Origin of the sequence: Sinorhizobium sp. BG8, from assembly GCF_016864555.1 — a bacterium.
In the GTDB taxonomy this organism is placed as follows: domain Bacteria; phylum Pseudomonadota; class Alphaproteobacteria; order Rhizobiales; family Rhizobiaceae; genus BG8.
The window spans coordinates 3400462-3418561 of the sequence record NZ_CP044011.1 but is presented as its reverse complement, the minus strand read 5'-3'; the positions used below and the strand labels follow the sequence as shown (position 1 = coordinate 3418561).

Sequence of the window (18100 nt, the reverse complement as noted above, 5' to 3'; positions counted from 1 at the left end):
GAAAGGCTGCGCCGCGCGCAGCCTTTCCCGGGTGGAGCAATCAGCCGGCCAGGGCGGCGGCCTGTTCCTTGATGAACGCTTCGAGAGACTTCGGCTTCCTGCCTGAGAGCGTCTCGGCATCGCCCGTCGCCATGGCGATCTTGCCTTCGCGGCAATTGGCATCGAAGGAGACGAGGATGGGGACGAGGAAGCCCGGGAGTCCGGCGCCCTCGAGCCCGGCCGCCAATTGTTCGTCCGTGAGGTGGACCACTTCAAGCGACTTTCCGGTGGCGGCGCTGGCGAGGGCTGCAATTTCCTCGGTCGTGTGAGTTTCACTGCCGGTCAGCGTATAGGTGCGGCTCTCCTCAGTTGCGGAAAGCAGAGCGCCGGCGATCGCCGCGGCGACATCGGCGCGAGCTATGTGGGCAATCCGGCCCTGGCCGGCCGACGTGTACCACTTGCCGGTCTGAAGCGCATGCGGCAGTGCGAGGAACAGGTTTTCCATGTACCAGCCGTTGCGCAGCAGCGTATGGGGAATGCCGGTCGCCTTGATGGCTTTCTCGGTGCCGAGGTGGTCGCCGGCGAAGGCGACGAGCGAGTCGTCCGGCTGCGGCATGGACGTATAGAGGATATGCCGGACGCCGGCTTTCTTTGCCGCCGCGACGGCCGCCTGGTGCTGGGCAAGGCGAAGGCCGGGTTCGCCAAGCGCGTCCGTAGAGATGATGAGCGCCTTGGAGATGCCTTGGAAGGCGCTGTCGAGGGAGGCGGGATCGTTGAAATCCGCGGTCCTGACTGTGACGCCCTTGGCCGCGAGGTCCGACAGCTTCGACAGGTCGCGGCTTGCGGCGACGATCGAGGCGGGAGCAACCTTGCCGGAGGCAAGCAGCTCCTCGATGACGAGACGGCCAAGCTTGCCTGCAGCACCGGTAATGAGGAACGTGTCGGGCATTGTCTTCTTCCTTCAGTAAGGCCGGCGTTCCGGCGCTGGAATGTTCAGTCTCAAAAAGAGACTTACTCTTCCTTATGCCTGTGGTAAGAGAAGTAAAGAAGGCAGTTTTTCAGCCCAAGGTTACCTGAAGGATACCGGTTATGAACAAGCTCGTGGAAAGCGTCGAGGGCGAAAGGGTGATCGTGGTGGCGGGGATAGCCATGCCTTTCGACAACTGCCCGGTCCGGGATGTGCTCGACAATATCGGGGGCAAGTGGAATTCGCTGATGATCCTGTCCCTTGCCGATGGACCGGCCCGTTTCTCCCAGCTGCGACGGGCGATCCCGGACATTTCCCAGAGAATGCTGACCCAGACATTGCGCGACCTGCAGCGTGACGGCTATCTCAAGCGAACGGTGTTTCCGACCCAGCCGCCGAGCGTCGAGTATGAGCTGACGGAGCTCGGCCGGTCTTTCCTGGCGCTATTGATCACCTTTGTCGACTGGTCGCAGGCCAATCATCCGGCGATACGTGCCGCACGAAAGGCCTACGACGAGGCCCAGGTATAGTCGACGGGCCTGTGCTCGAGGCTCAACTTGCCTGTGGCGTCAGGTCGAGAGCCCAGGTCTGGCCTACCAGGTCCTTGCCGAAACTGTGGTGACGGTCTTCCTTCTCGAGCTTGAAGCCGGCCGCGACGTAGATCCGGCGCGCGGCAACGAGAATATCGTTGGTCCAGAGTTCGATCCGTCGGTACCCGCATTCCCTGGCAAAGGCGATGCATTCCTCGACCAGTCGGGTGCCGAGCCCGCTGCCGCGTGCGGCGGCATCCACGTAGAGGAGGCGCAGTTTGGCCACGCCATCAGGGCCTTTCACGAGAAAGATGCTTCCAACCATCTGGCCGGCGCGTTCGGCAATCCAGCACCGTTCCCATGCGGGGTCGAAGTTGCGAAGGAACGCCGCGGAGATTTCTGCGGCGAGCGCCTCGTATTCCTCGTTCCAGCCGTAGGCCTCCGTATATCCGCGCGCCTGCATTGCGACGACCGCACCCATGTCTCCGGCGCGATGTGGCCGGAGCACAATCGGCGGCGGCGTATCTGCGTTTTCGGAAAGGAGGTTACGGATCGTGCCCATGGCATTGGTGAGTTCGCGCTGTCGCTCCTCGGGGAGCGCCTCGACGAGGGCCGAGATGCTGCAGCGCGAACGCTGGGCGAGCTCGGTCGCGACCGCGCGTCCGCGCAACGTCAATTCCAGCAGACGGCCGCGGCCGTCCGCCGGATCGCGCGTCGTTTCGACGAGACCGGCAGAGGAGAAGGATTTCAGCATCCGGCTCAGGTAAGCCGGGTCGAGCGAAAGTTCCTCCGTCAGCCGGGACGCAGACGTACTGCCGCAAGCGGCGAGTTCGTAGATGACGCGGGCTTCCGTCAACGTGTAGGGGGTGTCGAGATATGCGCGCGCGAGCACCCCGATCCTGTTCGTATAGAAGCGGTTGAAGGCGCGTATGGCCTCGATGTCGTCGTCCCCGATCTCGGCATAGGTTTGCATGGCATTCTCCTTTGAATGCCATGATTGCAAATTACTTGACTGAGTCAAGTAGTTTCTGAGGTTCAGGCCGCGCGCGCTTCCGCCTCCCGCTTGCCGAGCGCGAAATCGACGGCGGCGCCGGCATGGAGCGCGGTCGAATCGAAGCCGGGGAGCGGGAGCTGGTCGGGATCGAGCAGAAGGCAGATCTCCGTGCAGCCGAGAATAACGCTGTCGGCACCGTCGGCCTTCGCCTTTTCTATGATCGAAAGAAGCATCTTACGCGACGGCTCCAGGATCTGGCCCGCGCAGAGTTCGTTGAAGATGACGTCATGGACGATCGCGCGGTCGGCCGCATCGGGCAGGGTGATCTCGACGCCGTTCTGCGCCATGCGATCGGCGTAGAAGCCGTGCTCCATGGTGTAGCGGGTGGCGAGCAGGAGGGCCTTGCGCTTGCCGGCGGCGCGGATCGCTCTCGCGGTTTCGTCGATCACGTGGATGAGAGGGACGCCGATGGCGGATTGAACATGCTCGGCGACGAGGTGCATGGTGTTCGTGCAGATCAGCACGCAATCGGCGCCTGCCCGTTCAAGGTTCACCGCGACCTCGGCAAGCCTGTCAGCCGCTTTCTCCCATGCGCCGGCCTTCTGCAAATCGACAATGCCCTGGAAGTCCACCGAGTGAAGCATGACCTCGGCGGAGTGCAGGCTGCCCCGGCAGTCGCGCACGGCTTCGTTGATCTGACGGTAGTAGACGGCGGAGCTTTCGAAGCTCATGCCGCCGATGAGGCCGATCTTTTTCATAGGCAAGTTCCCTGTTTCAACTGGATCCAATATGCAGGAGAGGCCGCGATCGTTGTTTGCATTCATGCGCAGGATTTGCGGTGTCCGCACGAATAAATCCCGAAATATTTGACATTGGCGCGAAATATTCGCGCAAATGTGCGATACTGCGCTAAGGTTGCGGAGCGCAGCACGGAGCGCGCGGGAGGAGAGCAATGACGATAGACGATCGGGATCGCAGGCTTCTGGGCCTGTTGCAGGAGGATGCCGGCCTTTCGATCGGCGAAATGGCCGACCGGGTCAATCTATCCCTTTCGGCTTGCGCCCGCCGTATCCAGCGGCTGGAGGAAGGCGGGTATGTGCAGGGTAGGGTGGCAGTGCTCGATCGGGGAAAGATGGGCGTGCCGACGACGGTCTTTGCCCTGATCAAGACGGCCCATCATTCGGACGAGTGGATCGAATCGTTCCGACGCGCAATCGGTGACATTGCCGAGATCGTGGAAGCGCACAGGCTCACGGGCAACTATGACTACATCCTGAAGGTCGTGCTGCCCCGGGTGGAGCACTACGACGTCATCTACAAGCAGATTGTGCGGAAGGTGGAGCTGTTCGACGTGTCGGCGTCCATTTCCATGGAAGTGCTCAAAAGCGGCAAGGGGCTGCCACTCGATCACGCGCGATGAGCCTGTTGGGGCCAGGCGAAAAGCGCGCAAGAAAAAAGGCCGGACAAAGCCCGACCTTCCCTTCATTCCCTAGCCGCTGCCGGTACATCCGTGGTCAACGGCGGGAACTTGCCATCAAGCTGCAGCGAGCTGATCGGCCGACATCTTGCCAGACTTACGGTCGCGTACGAGTTCGTAGCTAACCTTCTGACCTTCGTCGAGGCCGTTCAAACCAGCGCGCTGGACAGCCGAGATGTGGACGAACACGTCGGGCTCGCCGCTATCGGGTGCGATGAAGCCGTAACCCTTGGTCGTGTTGAACCACTTGACAGTACCAGTTGCCATGACGAAACCTTTCTTCTTCTCCGTCTGATCAATCAGATAGACGGCTACTTCGCCGTCTACCGCTTTTGGTCGAATTTGAAGGGGAAGTTCGTCAAACTGCGCTAAAAGCGCAAAAGCAGAAGTCAACGTTCAAATCTCGATGCCCTTCAAATAATTGGTCCCACGGAGAAGTCAAGAAGCCGGGGAGACTTTCTCGACGGGCAGGGCGCCTCTCCGGGCCATGTCCTCCGGGATTCAGCCGCTCCACCATACGGATTACCGCGGGGGCGATTGCCTGAAAAACCGGTCATCTCCCCGCCCAGAGCGGGAAGATGGCTACGTGTCTTGTCCAGGAACAGCGAGGCCCCTCAGTGGAGGGGCGGGCGCTTGGCGGACGCGTGTTCGACGAAAGTGTTAACTGCCTCGGTCCCGTGAAGCTTCCGCTTGCGGATCAGCACGCCCATGATGCGGGCCGCGGTCGAGAATGTCATTGCATCGAGAGGGCCGTCGCCGTCCCAGGGCTTGGTCAGGCGCTCGGTGACAGCAACCAGAACCGTCTGAGGCACGATATCGGTGCAGCCGCGCATGGATTCGAACACGACCGTTATCGGAACCAGGGTGCCTTGATGCATGACGGCCGGTTCGGGCGTGCCATCTTCCCAATCGTCGAACGCATAGATGGCGTCGCGGAAGAGGTGTTGGAGGGTGATTGGAGCATGTCCTTCGTGAAGGTCTGGCAGGAAATTCATCATTTTCTGTCTCCTTGGCGTAAGGGCGTTGGGCTTCGTACTCCTAAAATGTCAGCCGTATTCAATGCCTGTGGGAACGCTATGTTTCAATGTGACAACTTACTTGATCGATTTTATTTGCAAATGCCGAGAGTGGAAGCAAAATTTCGCGCAAAGGTGAACTTTGTTGCGAGTTTTCGGAATTTTCTTCTCTTTTCAGCGGCATAGCTGATTGCCTCAATCTTGCGTTCCTGCCCCTCCCGCCAGCACCGGTTTGTGCTGCGGGGGCTTTCTTCGCGGGAATCGATTCATGACCGATTCACAATGTCGCAGAGCCCGTCGTGTCGTCAGAAGTTTCACCGACAACCCCATTGACCCGACAGCAGGCTTGGTTTATTGCCGAACCGTACCGTACGGTACTGCAGGGGGAGTTGGTTTGGTGCAGGCTCTAGAGCGGAGCAGAGACGGAGACACGAAGGGCACCTTGACGACACGTCAGGGCGACGTTCTCGAGTGCGCGCTCATGCTGCTGGTCGAGGGGGGCGAAAAGGCCCTGACGACGGCCGGGGTGGCCCGTGCTGCCAACTGCTCCAAGGAGAGTCTTTATAAGTGGTTCGGTGATCGGGACGGATTGCTGTCCGCGATGATCGCATACCAGGCGGGCAAGGTCCGCACGGTCGAGGTCGATGCGAAGGCGTTGACGAGCGAGAGCCTGCGCAGGCATCTCGTCGCCTTTTCGCACGATCTGCTCGGGGTTCTGTCCGGCGACGTCTCGCTCGCGCTCAACCGGCTGGCGATCGGGCAGGCAAGCCGGGAAGGCTCGAAGCTTGGCCACATGCTGCAGGAGCGCGGCCGGCGCCAGATAGGGCGACGCGCGGCAACCCTGCTCAACGCGGGGCGTGAGGCGGGGCTTCTCCTCTTCGAGGATGCGGAAGAAGCCTACGGAACGCTCTACGGCCTCGTCGTTTCCGATTTGCATCTCAGGATGCTCCTCGGTGATGACATGACGCCGATGAAGAAAGAATTCGCCGGACGGGCGGAACGGGCGGTTGCGTCCTTTCTCGCTCTTTACGGTGTGGAAAACGTCGGGGCAGGGGCGTAAAACGCCTGCCGAGGAAACGCGACCCAAGGGAAGGAAACTCCAAATGCGTGTCTATTACGATCGTGATGCCGATCTCAACCTGATCAAGTCGAAGAACGTCGTCATCGTCGGCTACGGCTCCCAGGGCCGTGCCCATGCGCTGAACCTCAAGGATTCCGGCGCAAAGAACGTAGCGATCGCTCTCAAGGCCGGTTCGCCGACCGTCAAGAAGGCTGAAGCCGACGGCTTCAAGGTCATGACCGTTGCGGATGCCGCAAAGTGGGCCGACCTGCTCATGATGGCGACGCCGGACGAACTTCAGGCCGACATCTACAAGGCCGACATCGCCGGCAACATCCGTGACGGTGCCGCGATTGCCTTCGCGCACGGCCTCAACGTCCACTTCGGCCTGATCGAGCCGAAGGCTTCCGTAGACGTCGTCATGATCGCACCGAAGGGCCCGGGCCACACGGTTCGCGGCGAATACCAGAAGGGCGGCGGCGTTCCCTGCCTCGTTGCAGTTCACCAGAATGCCTCGGGCAACGCCCTTGACCTCGCGCTCTCCTACGCCTGCGGCGTCGGCGGCGGCCGTTCGGGCATCATCGAGACCAACTTCAAGGAAGAGTGCGAAACCGACCTCTTCGGCGAGCAGGTCGTGCTCTGCGGCGGTCTCGTCGAGCTCATCCGCGCTGGTTTCGAGACGCTGGTCGAAGCCGGTTACGCACCGGAAATGGCCTATTTCGAGTGCCTGCACGAAGTGAAGCTGATCGTCGACCTGATCTATGAAGGCGGCATCGCCAACATGAACTACTCGATCTCCAACACGGCCGAGTGGGGCGAATACGTAACCGGTCCGCGCATCATCACGGCTGAAACCAAGGAAGAGATGAAGCGCGTCCTCAAGGACATCCAGACCGGCAAGTTCACCTCCGAGTGGATGCAGGAATGGAAGGCCGGCGGCGCACGCTTCAAGGGCATCCGCCGCAACAACGACTCGCACCAGATCGAGGAAGTCGGCGCGAAGCTCCGCGGCATGATGCCGTGGATCGGCAAGAACAAGCTGGTCGACAAGTCGGTCAACTAATCGATCGGCGCTGGCCCAGGGCCAGCGTCCATCCATCAACGGGAACCGGGCGGGAGACTGCCCGGTTTTCTTTTTCTGCGCGGCGACCGGGCCGTCCTCCTCCGGTTTGCACGACGATGCCAATCGACAGTTGCATCATTTCCAAAAGAGGAACAAAATCATCATCGTCTCGTTCCACAATCGGGAGGATAGTGTGATGACGACGGTTCTGAACTACTTCGCCGTGCTCGATCTCTTCATTCTCGGGGGGATCATCTGCCTCGCGCTGTGCAGTTGGTACGACCGCCACGCCAAGTAGCAAGGCGCCAGCTCAGCTAGTTCAACTGAAGGCGGCGAGGACCAGTCCTCCGATCGACCTTTGCGCGAACTGTCATGGTTCCCCGGGTGCAGGCTCCGGCGTGCGGCCTTGCAAGGCCCCTGTCATCCAGCCGCTTCGCGTTCTCCCTCTCACCCCTGCAAGTCACACTTTCAACCATCAGTATCAGGCCGTGCGGTGGCGCGCGGACTACTCTTGCGCCGTTCAGGCACCATTCCTGAAAAGAGCTTGACGCCTGACCGCGAACGTTCTCAAAGCTTCCGGGAAGGGCGGCTGCCACGCTGCGAACCAAGAATAATCGCACCAGATAGGTCAGCATTGTTGACATATTGTTTGTTGCGTGATTTGGTCGCCCCGCGACAAAAAATTACGAGGAAACCCCATGTTGAATTGGGAAAAGATCTTTGCGACGCGTTCTTCGCGCATGAAGGCGTCCGACATCCGCGAACTTCTCAAGCTGCTCGACCGCCCGGACATCATCTCCTTTGCCGGCGGCATTCCGGATCCGGCCCTGTTTCCGGACCAGGAATTCAAGGCGGCCTATGCCGACATTTTCTCCAGCGCTGCGGTGAATTCGGCACTCCAGTACTCCGTAAGCGAAGGCTATGCGCCGCTGCGCGAATGGATCGCGGGCGAGATGGGCAAGCTCGGCGTACCCTGCGGTCTCGATAACGTCTTCATAGTTTCCGGTTCGCAACAGGGCCTCGACTATCTCGGCAAGCTCTTCCTCTCGCCGAAAGACACCGCTCTCGTTACCTGGCCGACCTATCTGGGCGCCCTTCAGGCCTTCAACGCCTACGAGCCGAACTACGACCAGCTCACTCCCGGCGGCAACCGGACACCGGAAGCCCACAGGCAGACGGCGGCAGAGGCCGGAGGACAAGTCAAGTTCGCCTATCTCTCGGCCGACTTCGCCAACCCTACCGGCGAGACCGTGCATCGGGCCGAGCGTGAAAAGCTCATCGACCTCGTCGACGAGCTCGATATCGCGCTCATCGAGGATGCCGCCTATCAGTCGCTGCGTTACGACGGAGAGGCCATCCCTCCGATCCTCGCACTCGAGATCGAGCGCAAGGGCAACATCGACGACACGCGCACCATCTATTGCGGCAGCTTCTCCAAGACGCTGGCTCCGGGTTTGCGCGTCGGCTTCATCGTCGCGAATGCCCCCGTCATCCGCAAACTCGTGCTGATGAAGCAGGCGGCAGACCTGCATTCCTCGACCATCAACCAGATGGCCATCGCCCATGTCGCAAGCCGCGGCTTCGATGCCCAGGTCGCCAAGATCAAGAAGGCCTACAGCTATCGCCGCGACTGCATGCTGGCCGCGCTCGAAAAGTACATGCCCAAGGGCACGAGCTGGACGAAGCCGGAGGGCGGCATGTTCATCTGGGTGACCCTGCCGAAGGGCATGGACGGCGCCGATCTCCTGGCGAAGGCAATCGCCACGAAGAAGGTGGCCTTCGTCCCCGGTCGCGCATTCCACGCGGATGGCACGGGCGAGAACACCTTCCGCATGAGCTTCTCCTGCGCAAACGACAAGATGATCGACGAGGGCATCGCGCGCCTCGGCGCACTGATCGCGGAAGAGATGCCGAAGGCCTGAGGCGTCTCCCAGCTTCGCAGCCAACATCTGATGCAAGTCTCCCGAAAGCGCTCCTCGCCTTCGGGAGATTTTTTTATCTCGCGCGCAGGGCCTGAAGGCAGGCGACCGCCGCCTCGAAGACGAGGTCAGGCAGTACGGTGAAAGTGTAAGGGGCGTGAACGCGCTCCCATTTCTGGTGATAGTCGCGGCCCCACGGGCCGATGTTGACGACGGGGAAGGAGAGGCTTCCCGCCGGCGGCGTGTCGGAGAACACGGCTGCCGGTGTGTTGACCGCCAGTACGTCCGTTTCCGATGCGTCCGGCGCATGGCCGAAGAAGCTCATGTCGGAGATTCCGGCGAAGATCTGCTTGAACTTTATCGTCGTGTCGTGGCGGGCGGCGACCCGCTCCATCACCGAGGCAAGGATCTCCTGCATCGCTCGGCCGGCTGCACCCTGCCGGTCAAGATGCACGAGAGGATAGTGCAGGCTGCTCAGCCCCACGATGACCGCCGGGCCCACGATGCCTGCCTCCGTCACCATGGCCGAGACGATTTCGCGCGTGATGGCGAGCGGATTGTCGCCGCCGGAAAGAGTGCGCTCGATATTTCGAACGCGTTCGATCGCCGTCTCGCCGCCTCGCTCCCTGGCGATCGCAACCAGCTCGCTGTAGGCGAGCACGCGGCCGGCCGGCGCATGGGAAGGGGCTGAGTCTCCGGTGGACTTGCTGCGGTTCTCCGCCTGAGCGCCAAGCGCCGCGGCCATGGCGTTGCCAACGATTGCCGCGAACTCCTCGAACAGCCCGGCGGCGGTCCTCCGGTGCGTGAGCCAGTTGCAGGCAAGCCAGACCCTGTCCGGGGTCGTGACGTCGTAGCTCTCGCGCAGGTCCTTCACCTCGAGAACGACGGGTGCCGGCGAGGTCTCGCCGAAGGCCTCGTCGCAAAGGGCCGGGTTGGTGTCTATGGCACGAACGATTTCCGCGGCAATCCGGTGGGCGCTGATCCCGTCGAACGGATAGCCGGCATGAGTCGGACGGCCGACCACGAAGGCGAAGGGAAGGAACTTCCCGACCGAGCCCAGATAGACGGCGCGGCCCTCCTCACCATTACGCTCGCAGCTCGACGCATCGAGATTAATGCCGCCGACGATATCCAGCCCGAAACGCTCCGCGAGTGCGGGCAGGGCGTCCCGAACGCTTCGCATGCCGCGAGACAGGACCTCCTCGTCGGGCGTCGCAATGAAGAGGATATTGCCCACGGGCGCGGGCAGGGCGGCGAAACGCTCCATGGCGGCGATGCCTGCTGCAAGCCCGCTTTTCATGTCGAGCAGTCCGCGACCGGCAATGAAGTCGCCGCCGAGGAGGTCGGCAAGTGCCTTCTCCTCCGCGGGATTACGCGGGCGGGCCGAAAGCTCGGCGACGAGCGCCTTGGTCAGGCCTTCCGGTTCGATGGCCAGTGGCGCCAGCGTGCCGTAGTTGTCGATGGAGACGGTGTCGAAATGGCCCGCCAGAACGATCGTCTCCCGGCCGCAGCCTCTGACCAGCGCCGCGACATTGCGCGTCATCGGATCCCCGTGGCTGTCGAAGGTCAGGAGCTGGTCGGGGTGGTCCTGAAAATAGGGCGTTTGCGCCAGCAGTGCGTGCAGCCTCTCGGAAAATTCGGCTTCGCCGGGCGTGCCGCTCACGCTCGGCCAGCGGGTCATCTCAAGCGCCAGTTCGCTTGTCCGGGAGGCGGATACCCTGTTCTCGTTCGATGCGGTGCTCGCCATTGGTAACCCTTCTGCTCATGCTGTGCGGCAAGTCCGTAACCGCGTACCGGCAAGGACGCTAGCGGAGGACGCAATCATGCGAAATGTCAACAATTTGGGAAAATGCGCGATAAGGTGCGCAAATTGATAGGCATGGCTGACAAAATGGCAGGGATGATGGATACGATCGACAAACGCCTTCTGGCGGCGCTGCGCACGGACGGACGGGCCTCTGTATCGAAGCTCTCGGCAATGCTCAAAGTGTCGCGGGGAACCATTCAGAACAGAATAGACCGTCTGACGCAGGACGGTGTGATCACCGGTTTTACAGTGCGCGTGGCCGCATCCGACGATCCGCACGCGGTGCGCGCGATCACGCTCATCGAGATCACCGGGCAGAAGACCGTCTCCGTCATCGGGAACCTGCGCGGTGTCCGGGAGATCCGTGCGCTGCATACGACGAATGGTTCCTGGGACCTCGTTGCCGAGATCGAGGCGGAAAACCTCGTCGAATTCGACAGGGTTCTCCGCCATATCCGTTCGATGGATGGCGTATCGAAGTCCGAGACGAGCCTGCTGCTGACCACCCTGTGACGAATTCTCAGGGCGCGGCGGCGCTTCTCATTTGCCGAGGTGTGGACCGAGCAGCGAAAGGTCGGCCTCGCCGAGCCGGTCGTTCGCCGTCCACAGCTGGTGCCAGTAAGGATAGATGACCGGCGGCAGGCTGACGTCGTCCAGGCGCCGGCGCTCCTCTTCGGACAGCACAAGGTCGGCAGCGGCGAGATTGTCCCTGAACTGCGCTTCTGTCCGACCGCCCACGATGACCGAGGTCACGGCCTTCCGCCCGATGAGCCAGGCGAGCGCTACCTGCGCGGCCGACACGCCGCGTTCCTTGCCAATCTCGACCAGCACGTCGACGATATTCCACAAACGATTCTCGTCGCGGATCGGCGGCTCGTTCCAGCCGGCGAGCTGGCGCGAGCCTTCCGGCGTCAGAGTGTCGCGGCGATGCTTGCCGGAGAGCAGCCCGCCGGCGAGCGGGCTCCAGACCAGAACGCCGAGGCCCTGATCTATCGATATTGGCAGCAGTTCGTACTCAGCCTCGCGCGCTTCCAGCGTATAGTGGATCTGCTGGCTGACGAAGCGCTGGCGGTGCTCGGCGGCGCTGATGCCGAGCGCCTTCATGATATGCCAGCCCGAATAGTTGGAGCAGCCGACGTAGCGGACCTTTCCCTGCTTCACCAGCGTGTCGAGCGCTTCCATCGTTTCCTCGAGGGGCGTCTGTCCGTCCCACTCGTGCACCTGGTAGAGGTCGATGACATCGGTTTTCAGCCGCCTGAGGCTCGCTTCGCACTCGTGAATGAGGTGATGGCGGGAGAGGCCGCCATCGTTCGGTCCCTTGCCCATCGAGAAGCGTGCCTTGGTGGCGACCAGAACACCTCCAGGCCGCTTGCCGCCAAGAACGTCGCCGATGATCTCCTCGGAGGCTCCGTTCGAGTAGATGTTGGCGGTATCGATGAGATTTACGCCGGCGTCGATGCACATGGAAACGTAGCGGCGCGCATCCTCAAGCCCGACCGAACCCACCTGGGCGAACTTGCCGCCGCCGCCAATCGTCATCGTGCCCATGGTAAGGGTCGAGATCTTCAGGCCCGAGCGGCCGAGCAGCCGGTATTCCATTGCAATTTCCTCCTCATGAGCCGGTGCAGGCGACCGGCGAAAAACCCCTGACGCGGGGGCGCATCATGGTGAGTTCCGTCTCCCCCGACAAGCGGCTTCTTCGCGCCTTCAACCGGAAGGTAGTGGATCAGAGACAGGGGCGTGTCGAAACGCGCCCCTCCTGAATAGGTTCAGCCGGCGGTATCCTGCCTTCAGAGGAACGTTTCCGGAATCGGTTGCCAGCCGCCTTCGCCGGGTGTGAATTGCGGAATATGTGCAAGGCCATGGACCAGCGCGCTGTCCTCGCCAAGGGTCTCCTGCCAGTCGCGCGCTTCCGTGAGGATCACGCCGATGCCGACGACATTGCCGCCGGCACTGCGGACGAGCTCGACGGAGCCCTTGAGACTAGAGCCGGAGGCGACGACGTCGTCCACGACGACGACCCGCTTGCCCTCGAGAAGCGGAATGGCTTGCCTGTCCAGCAGCAGGCGCTGCTCACCCTTGGAGGTGATCGAGGAAATGCGCTGCACCATGGCGTCACCGAGATGGATCTTCGGCGATTTCTGCAGGATGACGTAGTTGTCGAGGCCCAGGGCGCGGGAAACCTCGATCGCAACCGGAATTCCGAGGGTGGCCGCGCCGACAATGACGTCGGGCTCGAGCGGCGCCAGCTTCCTGGCGAGTTCCTTGCCTATATGCTCTCCGAACTTCACCCCGAGATCGATGACCATCATCAGCGAGATGGCGAAGTCGGGCTTGATCGCGACGATCGGCAGCTTGACTTCGAGGCCAGCCACATCGACCGGCCAGAACTCTCCGGTCAGCGGCGTCTCCAACGGTTCATTGGTCATTCAGTCTTGTCCTTCGGTATGAGGCGCGGTTCGACGAGCAGGCCGACATTGCGCCATGTTGTTCGCTTTCGCTTGAGGTCGAAGCCGTAGATCGCCAGCGAGAGCGAGATGGCGTGGGCCATGCGGATCGCCTGAACGAGCATCGGCATGCCGCGCGCAAGTGCATAGCGCAGCCGGGTCGGGAGCGGCACGTCATCTATTTCCATGCCGCGTGCACGCTGCGCATCGGCAATACGTTCGAAGTCCTCGCGCAGCATCGGGATGATGCCGAACGTCAGCGACAGCACGAGTGTGGCGATGGGTGGCAGGCGGAGCGCGCTGCAGGCGGCAAGGATGGAGCCCGGCGTGCTGGTTTCCATGACGAAATAGAAGGCCGCGGTGGTCGTCACCAGCCGGGCAGCCATCGCCGAGGCGATCGGCAGTGCCTCCACAAGGGGCAGGCCCTGCAGCAGCAGATTGACGATCCAGCTCGTCATGACAAGGAGGGTGAGAAGCAGTGCGCCCTTCAGATAGGCGCGCAGTCCCGGAGTGCGGACAACGCACAGGAAACCGACAACCGCCACCGCCAGCGCGATGCCGAAGCGCCAGTCCGGCATCAGCCAGGCGACCAGCATGACGAGGAAGGCCGCGATCAGCTTGAGAAAGAAATTGAGGTCGAATAGCCGGTTCATGCGACCTCTCCCGTGGCGAGCTGATAGGGAGCGGGCCAGCCGAGCCCGTGGAAGGCGCTGCTCGTCCACCCGCTTTCCAGCGTTCCGTCAAAGGTGATGCGGCCACCGTCGAGGATAAGCGTTCGCGACGCCACGTCGTCGACCAGTTCGAGATCGTGGGAGATCAGCAGCACGGCGCGGCCACGCGACCGCATGGTGTCCAGGAAGAGATCGAGCATCTTTCGTCCATGGACGTCGCGGGCGAGAAGCGGTTCGTCGAGGATTGCGACCAGCGTCTCGGCCGCATCCGCGCAGGCAAGCCCGAGAAGCGCCTGCTGGCGTGCGGAGAGCGCGAAGGGATTGCTCTGCGCGAGATGAGCCAGCCCGTATTTCGCGAGCGCGGCCGTGGCGCGCGAAAGGACAGCCTGGTCGTTCGTCGTTCCCGTCGATGCGGTGATCGCGAACACCACCTCCTCGAGCACGGACATGTTGAACAGGATGCGCCGCATGTTCTGCGGCAGGTATGCGATCGACCGGGCGCGGCGCGCCGCCGTCCAGCCGTCCGCGCGCTCCCTGCCAATGGTGATCGCCCCTTCTGCAACCTTCACCAGCCCGAGGATCGCCTGGAAGAGGGTCGTTTTGCCGGCACCGTTGCGGCCGATCAGAGCGACCGTCTCGCCGGCACGGATCGCAAAGGCGACCTCTTCAAGGACCGGACGCCCATCGGGGCGGGCAAGCTTCGTCCTGAGGTTTGAAACGGACAGGAGCGTTTCGCCCGGTGCGCCATCTCTGCGTGCGCTTCTCTGCCGGCTCGGCGGCAGGATCCCCGCATCGAGCCATGGCGCAGACAGAGGCATGATGTCTTGCGCTGCCACGGTGTGCGTGAGCTTGCCGCCGTTCAGCAGCGTGACGCTGTCGATCGTATCTCTCAGCGAGGCGGGATCCTGCTCCGAGGCGAGGAGGGCGGGAATTTCGGGCGTGAGCTTGTTGAGGATGCGCACCAGCCGCAGGCGGGCGGCAGGATCGAGGCCGGTCGTCGGCTCGTCGAGAACGAGGAGCTTGGGCGAGGCAGCAAGGGCGGCGGCGATAGCAACCATCCGACGCTCGCCGCCGGAAAGTTTCAGAACGCGCCGGCCCCTCAGGGCGTCCAGTTCCATTTCCGAGAGGAGAACCTGCAGGCGGTCCCTGGTTGCGCGCTTGTCGAGGCCACGATTTTCCAGCGGGAAGGCTATGAGGTCCTCGACATTCAGATCCCACAGCTGGTCCTCGATGTTTTGCGAGACGATGCTGATCGTGGTGAAGAGGGCATCCTTGCTGTAGACGCCCATCGGCCGGCCGTACAGCGTCATGGTGCCGCCGAAGCGCGGCGGAGTGATCAGGCGAGGAATGATGCCGGCTGCGACGTTGAGAAGGGTGGACTTGCCGCTGCCCGCGGCGCCGCACACCAACAGCCTCTGTCCCTCGGAAAGTGTCAGGCAGGCCCCGGCGAGCACGCGTCCCGTTTCGCCGAAGCCTACCGCTATGTCTTTTACTTCAAGCACTTTGCACTACAGTCTTGGTCTAGAACCGCGTGAAGCCGGCCGGATGAGCGCTCTTGAGGATCTTCAGCGCCGGAATTACCAGAAGGGGCGTGCCGATGATCATCGGGACGATGTCGGAGAGCCCGAGATACATGACGGCCCACCAGAACGGGAAGATGCCGAGATAGGCGAGGCTGGCGGAGACTGCTGCAACCATGACGAGGCCAACAATGAGGCAGGTTGCTGCAATTTTGATCAGCGTTGTGCGGTCGAACGTCGTCTTGGTCGGATCGAAGAGCAGCCCGGGCACCAGACCCGTCAGGCCGACCATGATGCCGTCGACGATCAGGGAATGGGCAGGAATGAAGGTGCCGGCGAGCAGCGACCAGACGATCGTGCCGAGGTATCCGCAGATGAAGCCGCTTCGCCAGCCGAGAAGAATGCCGATCAGCGGCGGGAGAAAGGCGAAGATCCGCCACTGGATCACGCCTGGTACGAGCTGGATCGGATTGGCGTAGGCCCAGAGCACGCCCGTCGCGGCGGCGGCGACGATGGAAAGAACGATCGGGAAGAGCGTGTTGCCTTCCGGAGTGGTCACTGTTGTCGGTTGCATTTCTGTCCCCATGGTTTTGTCTCCCGGGGTCGGAGAAAGCAAGATGCGTGCCTCGTCGGAGCAATCGGGCGTCCGGGCTTTGGCGCTGGCCCCGCAAAATGGGCTTTCCTTCCTTCGCCTGCTGGCTAAACTCCTGCGCCGAAAACAGGTTTTCCAGATGTCGCTTCGCCTTGCCACTTTCAATATCGAAAATCTCATGACCCGGTTCGATTTCACGGGTTTCCGCAACCAGCTGAAGCAGGATCGGGTGCTGAGGCTTTTCGACATCCGCAGCGAGGCGGAGTACCAGAGGCTGGAGGAAGCGCGAACAATCGCCCATACGGACGATACGCGCCAGCAGACGGCGCTCGCGATCGCCGATACCGACGCCGACATCATCTGCCTCCAGGAGGCCGACAACATGTCGGCGCTCGAGGCCTTCGAGTATGGCTATCTTTTCCGCATGGTCGGCAACGGCTACCGCCAGAAGTATCTGATCGAGGGCAACGACACGCGCGGCATCGATGTCGCTGTTTTGATGCGCGAGCAGACCCGGGACGGCCAGCCGATCGTGTGCGTCGACGTGCGGAGCCACGCGTCGCTGACCTATCGGGACCTCGACCTGTTCACCAACGACATGCCGGAGGGAACCAATCCTGACGACCGGATCTTCAAGCGGGACTGCCTCGAACTGGACCTCAGGATCGCAGGCCGGCCGCTGACGCTCTACGTGGTCCACTTCAAGTCGATGGGGCCGGGGCGCAACGGGCTCGACGGCAGGCAGTCCACCATGCCGCTTCGCGTCGCGGAAGCTTCCGCCGTCCGCCGCATCATCGAGGGCCGGTTCGGTGCCGGGCGAACGGCCAACAAGAGTTTCGCCATCTGCGGCGACATGAACGACTACCAGAACAAGCTGGTTATCGAGGGTGACCGGAAGAATGGCTACAGCTTCACGCCCGCCTCGGAGGAGAGGAGTTGCCTCGACGTATTCACGCGGGACGGTTTCGCCACCAATGTGGTCGAACGGCGTCCCGTGGACGACCAATGGACGCTCTACCACAGTCGGGGTCCGCAGGAGCGCCATCTCTGCCAGCTCGACTATATACTGCTGTCGCCGCGACTCGCGCAGCGCAATGCCGAGCGCATCCCGGAAATCATCCGCGGCGGGCAGCCCTACAGAACGATCTTTCCGCCAGGACAGGAGGTGGAGCGCTACCCGCGCATCGGCTGGGATCGACCCAAGGCTTCCGACCACTGCCCGGTCGTGATGACGCTGGACGTATGACGGAGAGGTACCTGACATGAGCAGAGCCGAATGGCCGCCCGAAGGCGTGGTCTTCCCGATATCTCGCCCAGACCTGCGGGTGAGCAGCGTGCCTCACCCATACCATCTTCGCGAGGCGTCGAATGCCGCGGCCAACTGGCTTGTGGAGACTGCCGCCAATCCGGCCCTCTTCGACGGGCAGATCCTCTTCCAACGTGAGGTCTCCATTGTCGGGGAAAGCCTCTCCGCCAGCGGGCACATGGTGCCGTTCTCGACCTTTCTCTGGTGGCGCAAGTCGCGCTCCGTTGACAGTGGCTATCACCTGTTCGGGCTTCCGCTGATCGTTTCCGCCGATGGCGGCATCATCGCCGTCAGCATGGGGCGCCACACCGTCAATGCCGGGAAGGTCTATTGTGCGGCCGGGTCCCTGGACTGCGGCGATGTTCTCGATGGGCGGGCCGACATCGATCTCAACATGCGCCGCGAGGTCAAGGAGGAGACGGGGCTCGACCTTGCCGCCGCCGAGGCGGAGGGCGGCTACTACGCGCTTCACATCGATCGCGTCTTCACGGTCGTCCGCATATTCCGGATGGCCGCGAGCGCGGCGGAACTGATGGAACGCATCGCAGCCCATGTCGCTTCCGAGCCAGAGCCCGAGATCGAAGGGGCGGTCGCGATATTCGGGCCGGACGCGTCGGCGCACAGCTACATGCCCTTCATGCCTCCCGTCCTCGACTGGTTTTTTGCACGGGAAAAAGGCTGATTTGCGCTTGCCGCGTCCAGTTGCCTCGTGCAGTTTGCGGCTCTGGAAAAGCGTAGCAGAGGAGAGACCC

At 62.3% G+C, this 18100-nt stretch carries 19 protein-coding genes; 8 read left to right on the top strand and 11 right to left on the bottom strand.

The genetic code is table 11. The features are described 5' to 3' along the window. Window positions 1–40 precede the first annotated feature (40 nt). On the bottom strand, window positions 41–928 hold the full coding sequence (locus tag F3Y30_RS16120) for an SDR family oxidoreductase (RefSeq protein WP_203423728.1): 888 nt from the start codon (window positions 926–928) through the stop codon (window positions 41–43). Window positions 929–1068: 140 nt separating this feature from the next. Between F3Y30_RS16120 and F3Y30_RS16115 the strand changes: the two genes are divergently transcribed. Beyond that, window positions 1069–1476 carry a helix-turn-helix domain-containing protein gene (locus F3Y30_RS16115; RefSeq protein WP_203423727.1) on the top strand — a complete coding sequence of 136 codons (408 nt, stop codon included), beginning with the start codon at window positions 1069–1071 and terminating at the stop codon, window positions 1474–1476. 22 nt (window positions 1477–1498) lie between these two features. On the opposite strand, the gene F3Y30_RS16110 is transcribed toward F3Y30_RS16115, so the two are convergent. Further along, the gene (locus tag F3Y30_RS16110; protein WP_203423726.1) at window positions 1499–2449 is read right to left on the bottom strand and encodes a helix-turn-helix domain-containing GNAT family N-acetyltransferase; all 951 of its coding nucleotides are present in this window, start codon (window positions 2447–2449) and stop codon (window positions 1499–1501) included. A 62-nt stretch (window positions 2450–2511) separates the two neighbouring features. Continuing rightward, window positions 2512–3228 (bottom strand): aspartate/glutamate racemase family protein, encoded by a 717-nt coding sequence (locus F3Y30_RS16105; protein ID WP_203423725.1) that lies wholly within the window; start codon window positions 3226–3228, stop codon window positions 2512–2514. Window positions 3229–3422: 194 nt separating this feature from the next. Here F3Y30_RS16105 and F3Y30_RS16100 point away from each other — a divergent pair, with 194 nt between their 5' ends. After that, window positions 3423–3890: an Lrp/AsnC family transcriptional regulator gene (locus F3Y30_RS16100; protein WP_203423724.1), complete on the top strand. Its 468-nt coding sequence runs from the start codon at window positions 3423–3425 to the stop codon at window positions 3888–3890. A 114-nt stretch (window positions 3891–4004) separates the two neighbouring features. Here the strand turns inward: F3Y30_RS16100 and F3Y30_RS16095 are convergent, their stop codons facing one another. Continuing rightward, a complete protein-coding gene (locus F3Y30_RS16095) occupies window positions 4005–4214 on the bottom strand; it encodes a cold-shock protein (protein ID WP_203423723.1) in 210 nt (69 codons plus the stop codon). A 347-nt stretch (window positions 4215–4561) separates the two neighbouring features. Continuing rightward, window positions 4562–4945, bottom strand: coding sequence for a hypothetical protein (locus F3Y30_RS16090; protein WP_203423722.1), 384 nt, complete (start codon window positions 4943–4945; stop codon window positions 4562–4564). 460 nt (window positions 4946–5405) lie between these two features. On the opposite strand from F3Y30_RS16090, the gene F3Y30_RS16085 reads away from it, so the two are divergent. From F3Y30_RS16085 to F3Y30_RS16075, 3 genes are all read left to right on the top strand, one after another. Next, a complete protein-coding gene (locus F3Y30_RS16085; RefSeq protein WP_281435388.1) occupies window positions 5406–6023 on the top strand; it encodes a TetR/AcrR family transcriptional regulator C-terminal domain-containing protein in 618 nt (205 codons plus the stop codon). Window positions 6024–6066: 43 nt separating this feature from the next. Next, entirely contained in the window at window positions 6067–7086 is a 1020-nt protein-coding gene (gene ilvC, locus F3Y30_RS16080; RefSeq protein WP_203423720.1) for a ketol-acid reductoisomerase, read from the top strand. A gap of 698 nt (window positions 7087–7784) precedes the next feature. Beyond that, on the top strand, window positions 7785–9008 hold the full coding sequence (locus F3Y30_RS16075; protein WP_203423719.1) for a PLP-dependent aminotransferase family protein: 1224 nt from the start codon (window positions 7785–7787) through the stop codon (window positions 9006–9008). 73 nt (window positions 9009–9081) lie between these two features. Here the strand turns inward: F3Y30_RS16075 and F3Y30_RS16070 are convergent, their stop codons facing one another. Beyond that, window positions 9082–10752, bottom strand: a complete 1671-nt coding sequence (locus tag F3Y30_RS16070; protein ID WP_246752764.1) for a M20/M25/M40 family metallo-hydrolase — start codon at window positions 10750–10752, stop codon at window positions 9082–9084. Between the two features lie 132 nt (window positions 10753–10884). Between F3Y30_RS16070 and F3Y30_RS16065 the strand changes: the two genes are divergently transcribed. Further along, the gene (locus F3Y30_RS16065; protein ID WP_246752763.1) at window positions 10885–11325 is read left to right on the top strand and encodes an Lrp/AsnC family transcriptional regulator; all 441 of its coding nucleotides are present in this window, start codon (window positions 10885–10887) and stop codon (window positions 11323–11325) included. A gap of 27 nt (window positions 11326–11352) precedes the next feature. On the opposite strand, the gene F3Y30_RS16060 is transcribed toward F3Y30_RS16065, so the two are convergent. The 5 genes from F3Y30_RS16060 to F3Y30_RS16040 form a co-directional block, all read right to left on the bottom strand. Further along, complete coding sequence (locus F3Y30_RS16060; protein ID WP_203423718.1) at window positions 11353–12411, bottom strand: aldo/keto reductase; 1059 nt, start codon at window positions 12409–12411, stop codon at window positions 11353–11355. 191 nt (window positions 12412–12602) lie between these two features. Beyond that, a complete protein-coding gene (locus tag F3Y30_RS16055) occupies window positions 12603–13241 on the bottom strand; it encodes a phosphoribosyltransferase family protein (protein ID WP_203423717.1) in 639 nt (212 codons plus the stop codon). Next, entirely contained in the window at window positions 13238–13912 is a 675-nt protein-coding gene (locus tag F3Y30_RS16050; RefSeq protein WP_203423716.1) for an energy-coupling factor transporter transmembrane component T, read from the bottom strand. Before F3Y30_RS16050 ends, F3Y30_RS16055 begins: the two co-directional genes overlap by 4 nt. After that, window positions 13909–15432, bottom strand: coding sequence for an ATP-binding cassette domain-containing protein (locus F3Y30_RS16045; protein WP_203423715.1), 1524 nt, complete (start codon window positions 15430–15432; stop codon window positions 13909–13911). Before F3Y30_RS16045 ends, F3Y30_RS16050 begins: the two co-directional genes overlap by 4 nt. A gap of 19 nt (window positions 15433–15451) precedes the next feature. Next, window positions 15452–16024 (bottom strand): aminotriazole resistance protein, encoded by a 573-nt coding sequence (locus F3Y30_RS16040; protein WP_203423714.1) that lies wholly within the window; start codon window positions 16022–16024, stop codon window positions 15452–15454. Between the two features lie 157 nt (window positions 16025–16181). Between F3Y30_RS16040 and F3Y30_RS16035 the strand changes: the two genes are divergently transcribed. Together F3Y30_RS16035 and F3Y30_RS16030 are read left to right on the top strand one after the other, a co-directional pair. Next, entirely contained in the window at window positions 16182–17288 is a 1107-nt protein-coding gene (locus tag F3Y30_RS16035; protein ID WP_203423713.1) for an endonuclease/exonuclease/phosphatase family protein, read from the top strand. Between the two features lie 16 nt (window positions 17289–17304). Beyond that, window positions 17305–18030, top strand: coding sequence for an NUDIX hydrolase (locus F3Y30_RS16030; protein ID WP_203423712.1), 726 nt, complete (start codon window positions 17305–17307; stop codon window positions 18028–18030). The last annotated feature ends 70 nt before the right edge of the window (window positions 18031–18100 follow it).

Coding starts and splice junctions, on each gene's coding strand:
- F3Y30_RS16120 (WP_203423728.1), bottom strand. CDS start 928: ATGCCCGACACGTTCCTCATTACCGGTGCTGCAGGCAAGCTTGGCCGT.
- F3Y30_RS16115 (WP_203423727.1), top strand. CDS start 1,069: ATGAACAAGCTCGTGGAAAGCGTCGAGGGCGAAAGGGTGATCGTGGTG.
- F3Y30_RS16110 (WP_203423726.1), bottom strand. CDS start 2,449: ATGCAAACCTATGCCGAGATCGGGGACGACGACATCGAGGCCATACGC.
- F3Y30_RS16105 (WP_203423725.1), bottom strand. CDS start 3,228: ATGAAAAAGATCGGCCTCATCGGCGGCATGAGCTTCGAAAGCTCCGCC.
- F3Y30_RS16100 (WP_203423724.1), top strand. CDS start 3,423: ATGACGATAGACGATCGGGATCGCAGGCTTCTGGGCCTGTTGCAGGAG.
- F3Y30_RS16095 (WP_203423723.1), bottom strand. CDS start 4,214: ATGGCAACTGGTACTGTCAAGTGGTTCAACACGACCAAGGGTTACGGC.
- F3Y30_RS16090 (WP_203423722.1), bottom strand. CDS start 4,945: ATGATGAATTTCCTGCCAGACCTTCACGAAGGACATGCTCCAATCACC.
- ilvC (WP_203423720.1), top strand. CDS start 6,067: ATGCGTGTCTATTACGATCGTGATGCCGATCTCAACCTGATCAAGTCG.
- F3Y30_RS16075 (WP_203423719.1), top strand. CDS start 7,785: ATGTTGAATTGGGAAAAGATCTTTGCGACGCGTTCTTCGCGCATGAAG.
- F3Y30_RS16070 (WP_246752764.1), bottom strand. CDS start 10,752: ATGGCGAGCACCGCATCGAACGAGAACAGGGTATCCGCCTCCCGGACA.
- F3Y30_RS16065 (WP_246752763.1), top strand. CDS start 10,885: ATGGCTGACAAAATGGCAGGGATGATGGATACGATCGACAAACGCCTT.
- F3Y30_RS16060 (WP_203423718.1), bottom strand. CDS start 12,411: ATGGAATACCGGCTGCTCGGCCGCTCGGGCCTGAAGATCTCGACCCTT.
- F3Y30_RS16055 (WP_203423717.1), bottom strand. CDS start 13,241: ATGACCAATGAACCGTTGGAGACGCCGCTGACCGGAGAGTTCTGGCCG.
- F3Y30_RS16050 (WP_203423716.1), bottom strand. CDS start 13,912: ATGAACCGGCTATTCGACCTCAATTTCTTTCTCAAGCTGATCGCGGCC.
- F3Y30_RS16040 (WP_203423714.1), bottom strand. CDS start 16,024: ATGCAACCGACAACAGTGACCACTCCGGAAGGCAACACGCTCTTCCCG.
- F3Y30_RS16035 (WP_203423713.1), top strand. CDS start 16,182: ATGTCGCTTCGCCTTGCCACTTTCAATATCGAAAATCTCATGACCCGG.
- F3Y30_RS16030 (WP_203423712.1), top strand. CDS start 17,305: ATGAGCAGAGCCGAATGGCCGCCCGAAGGCGTGGTCTTCCCGATATCT.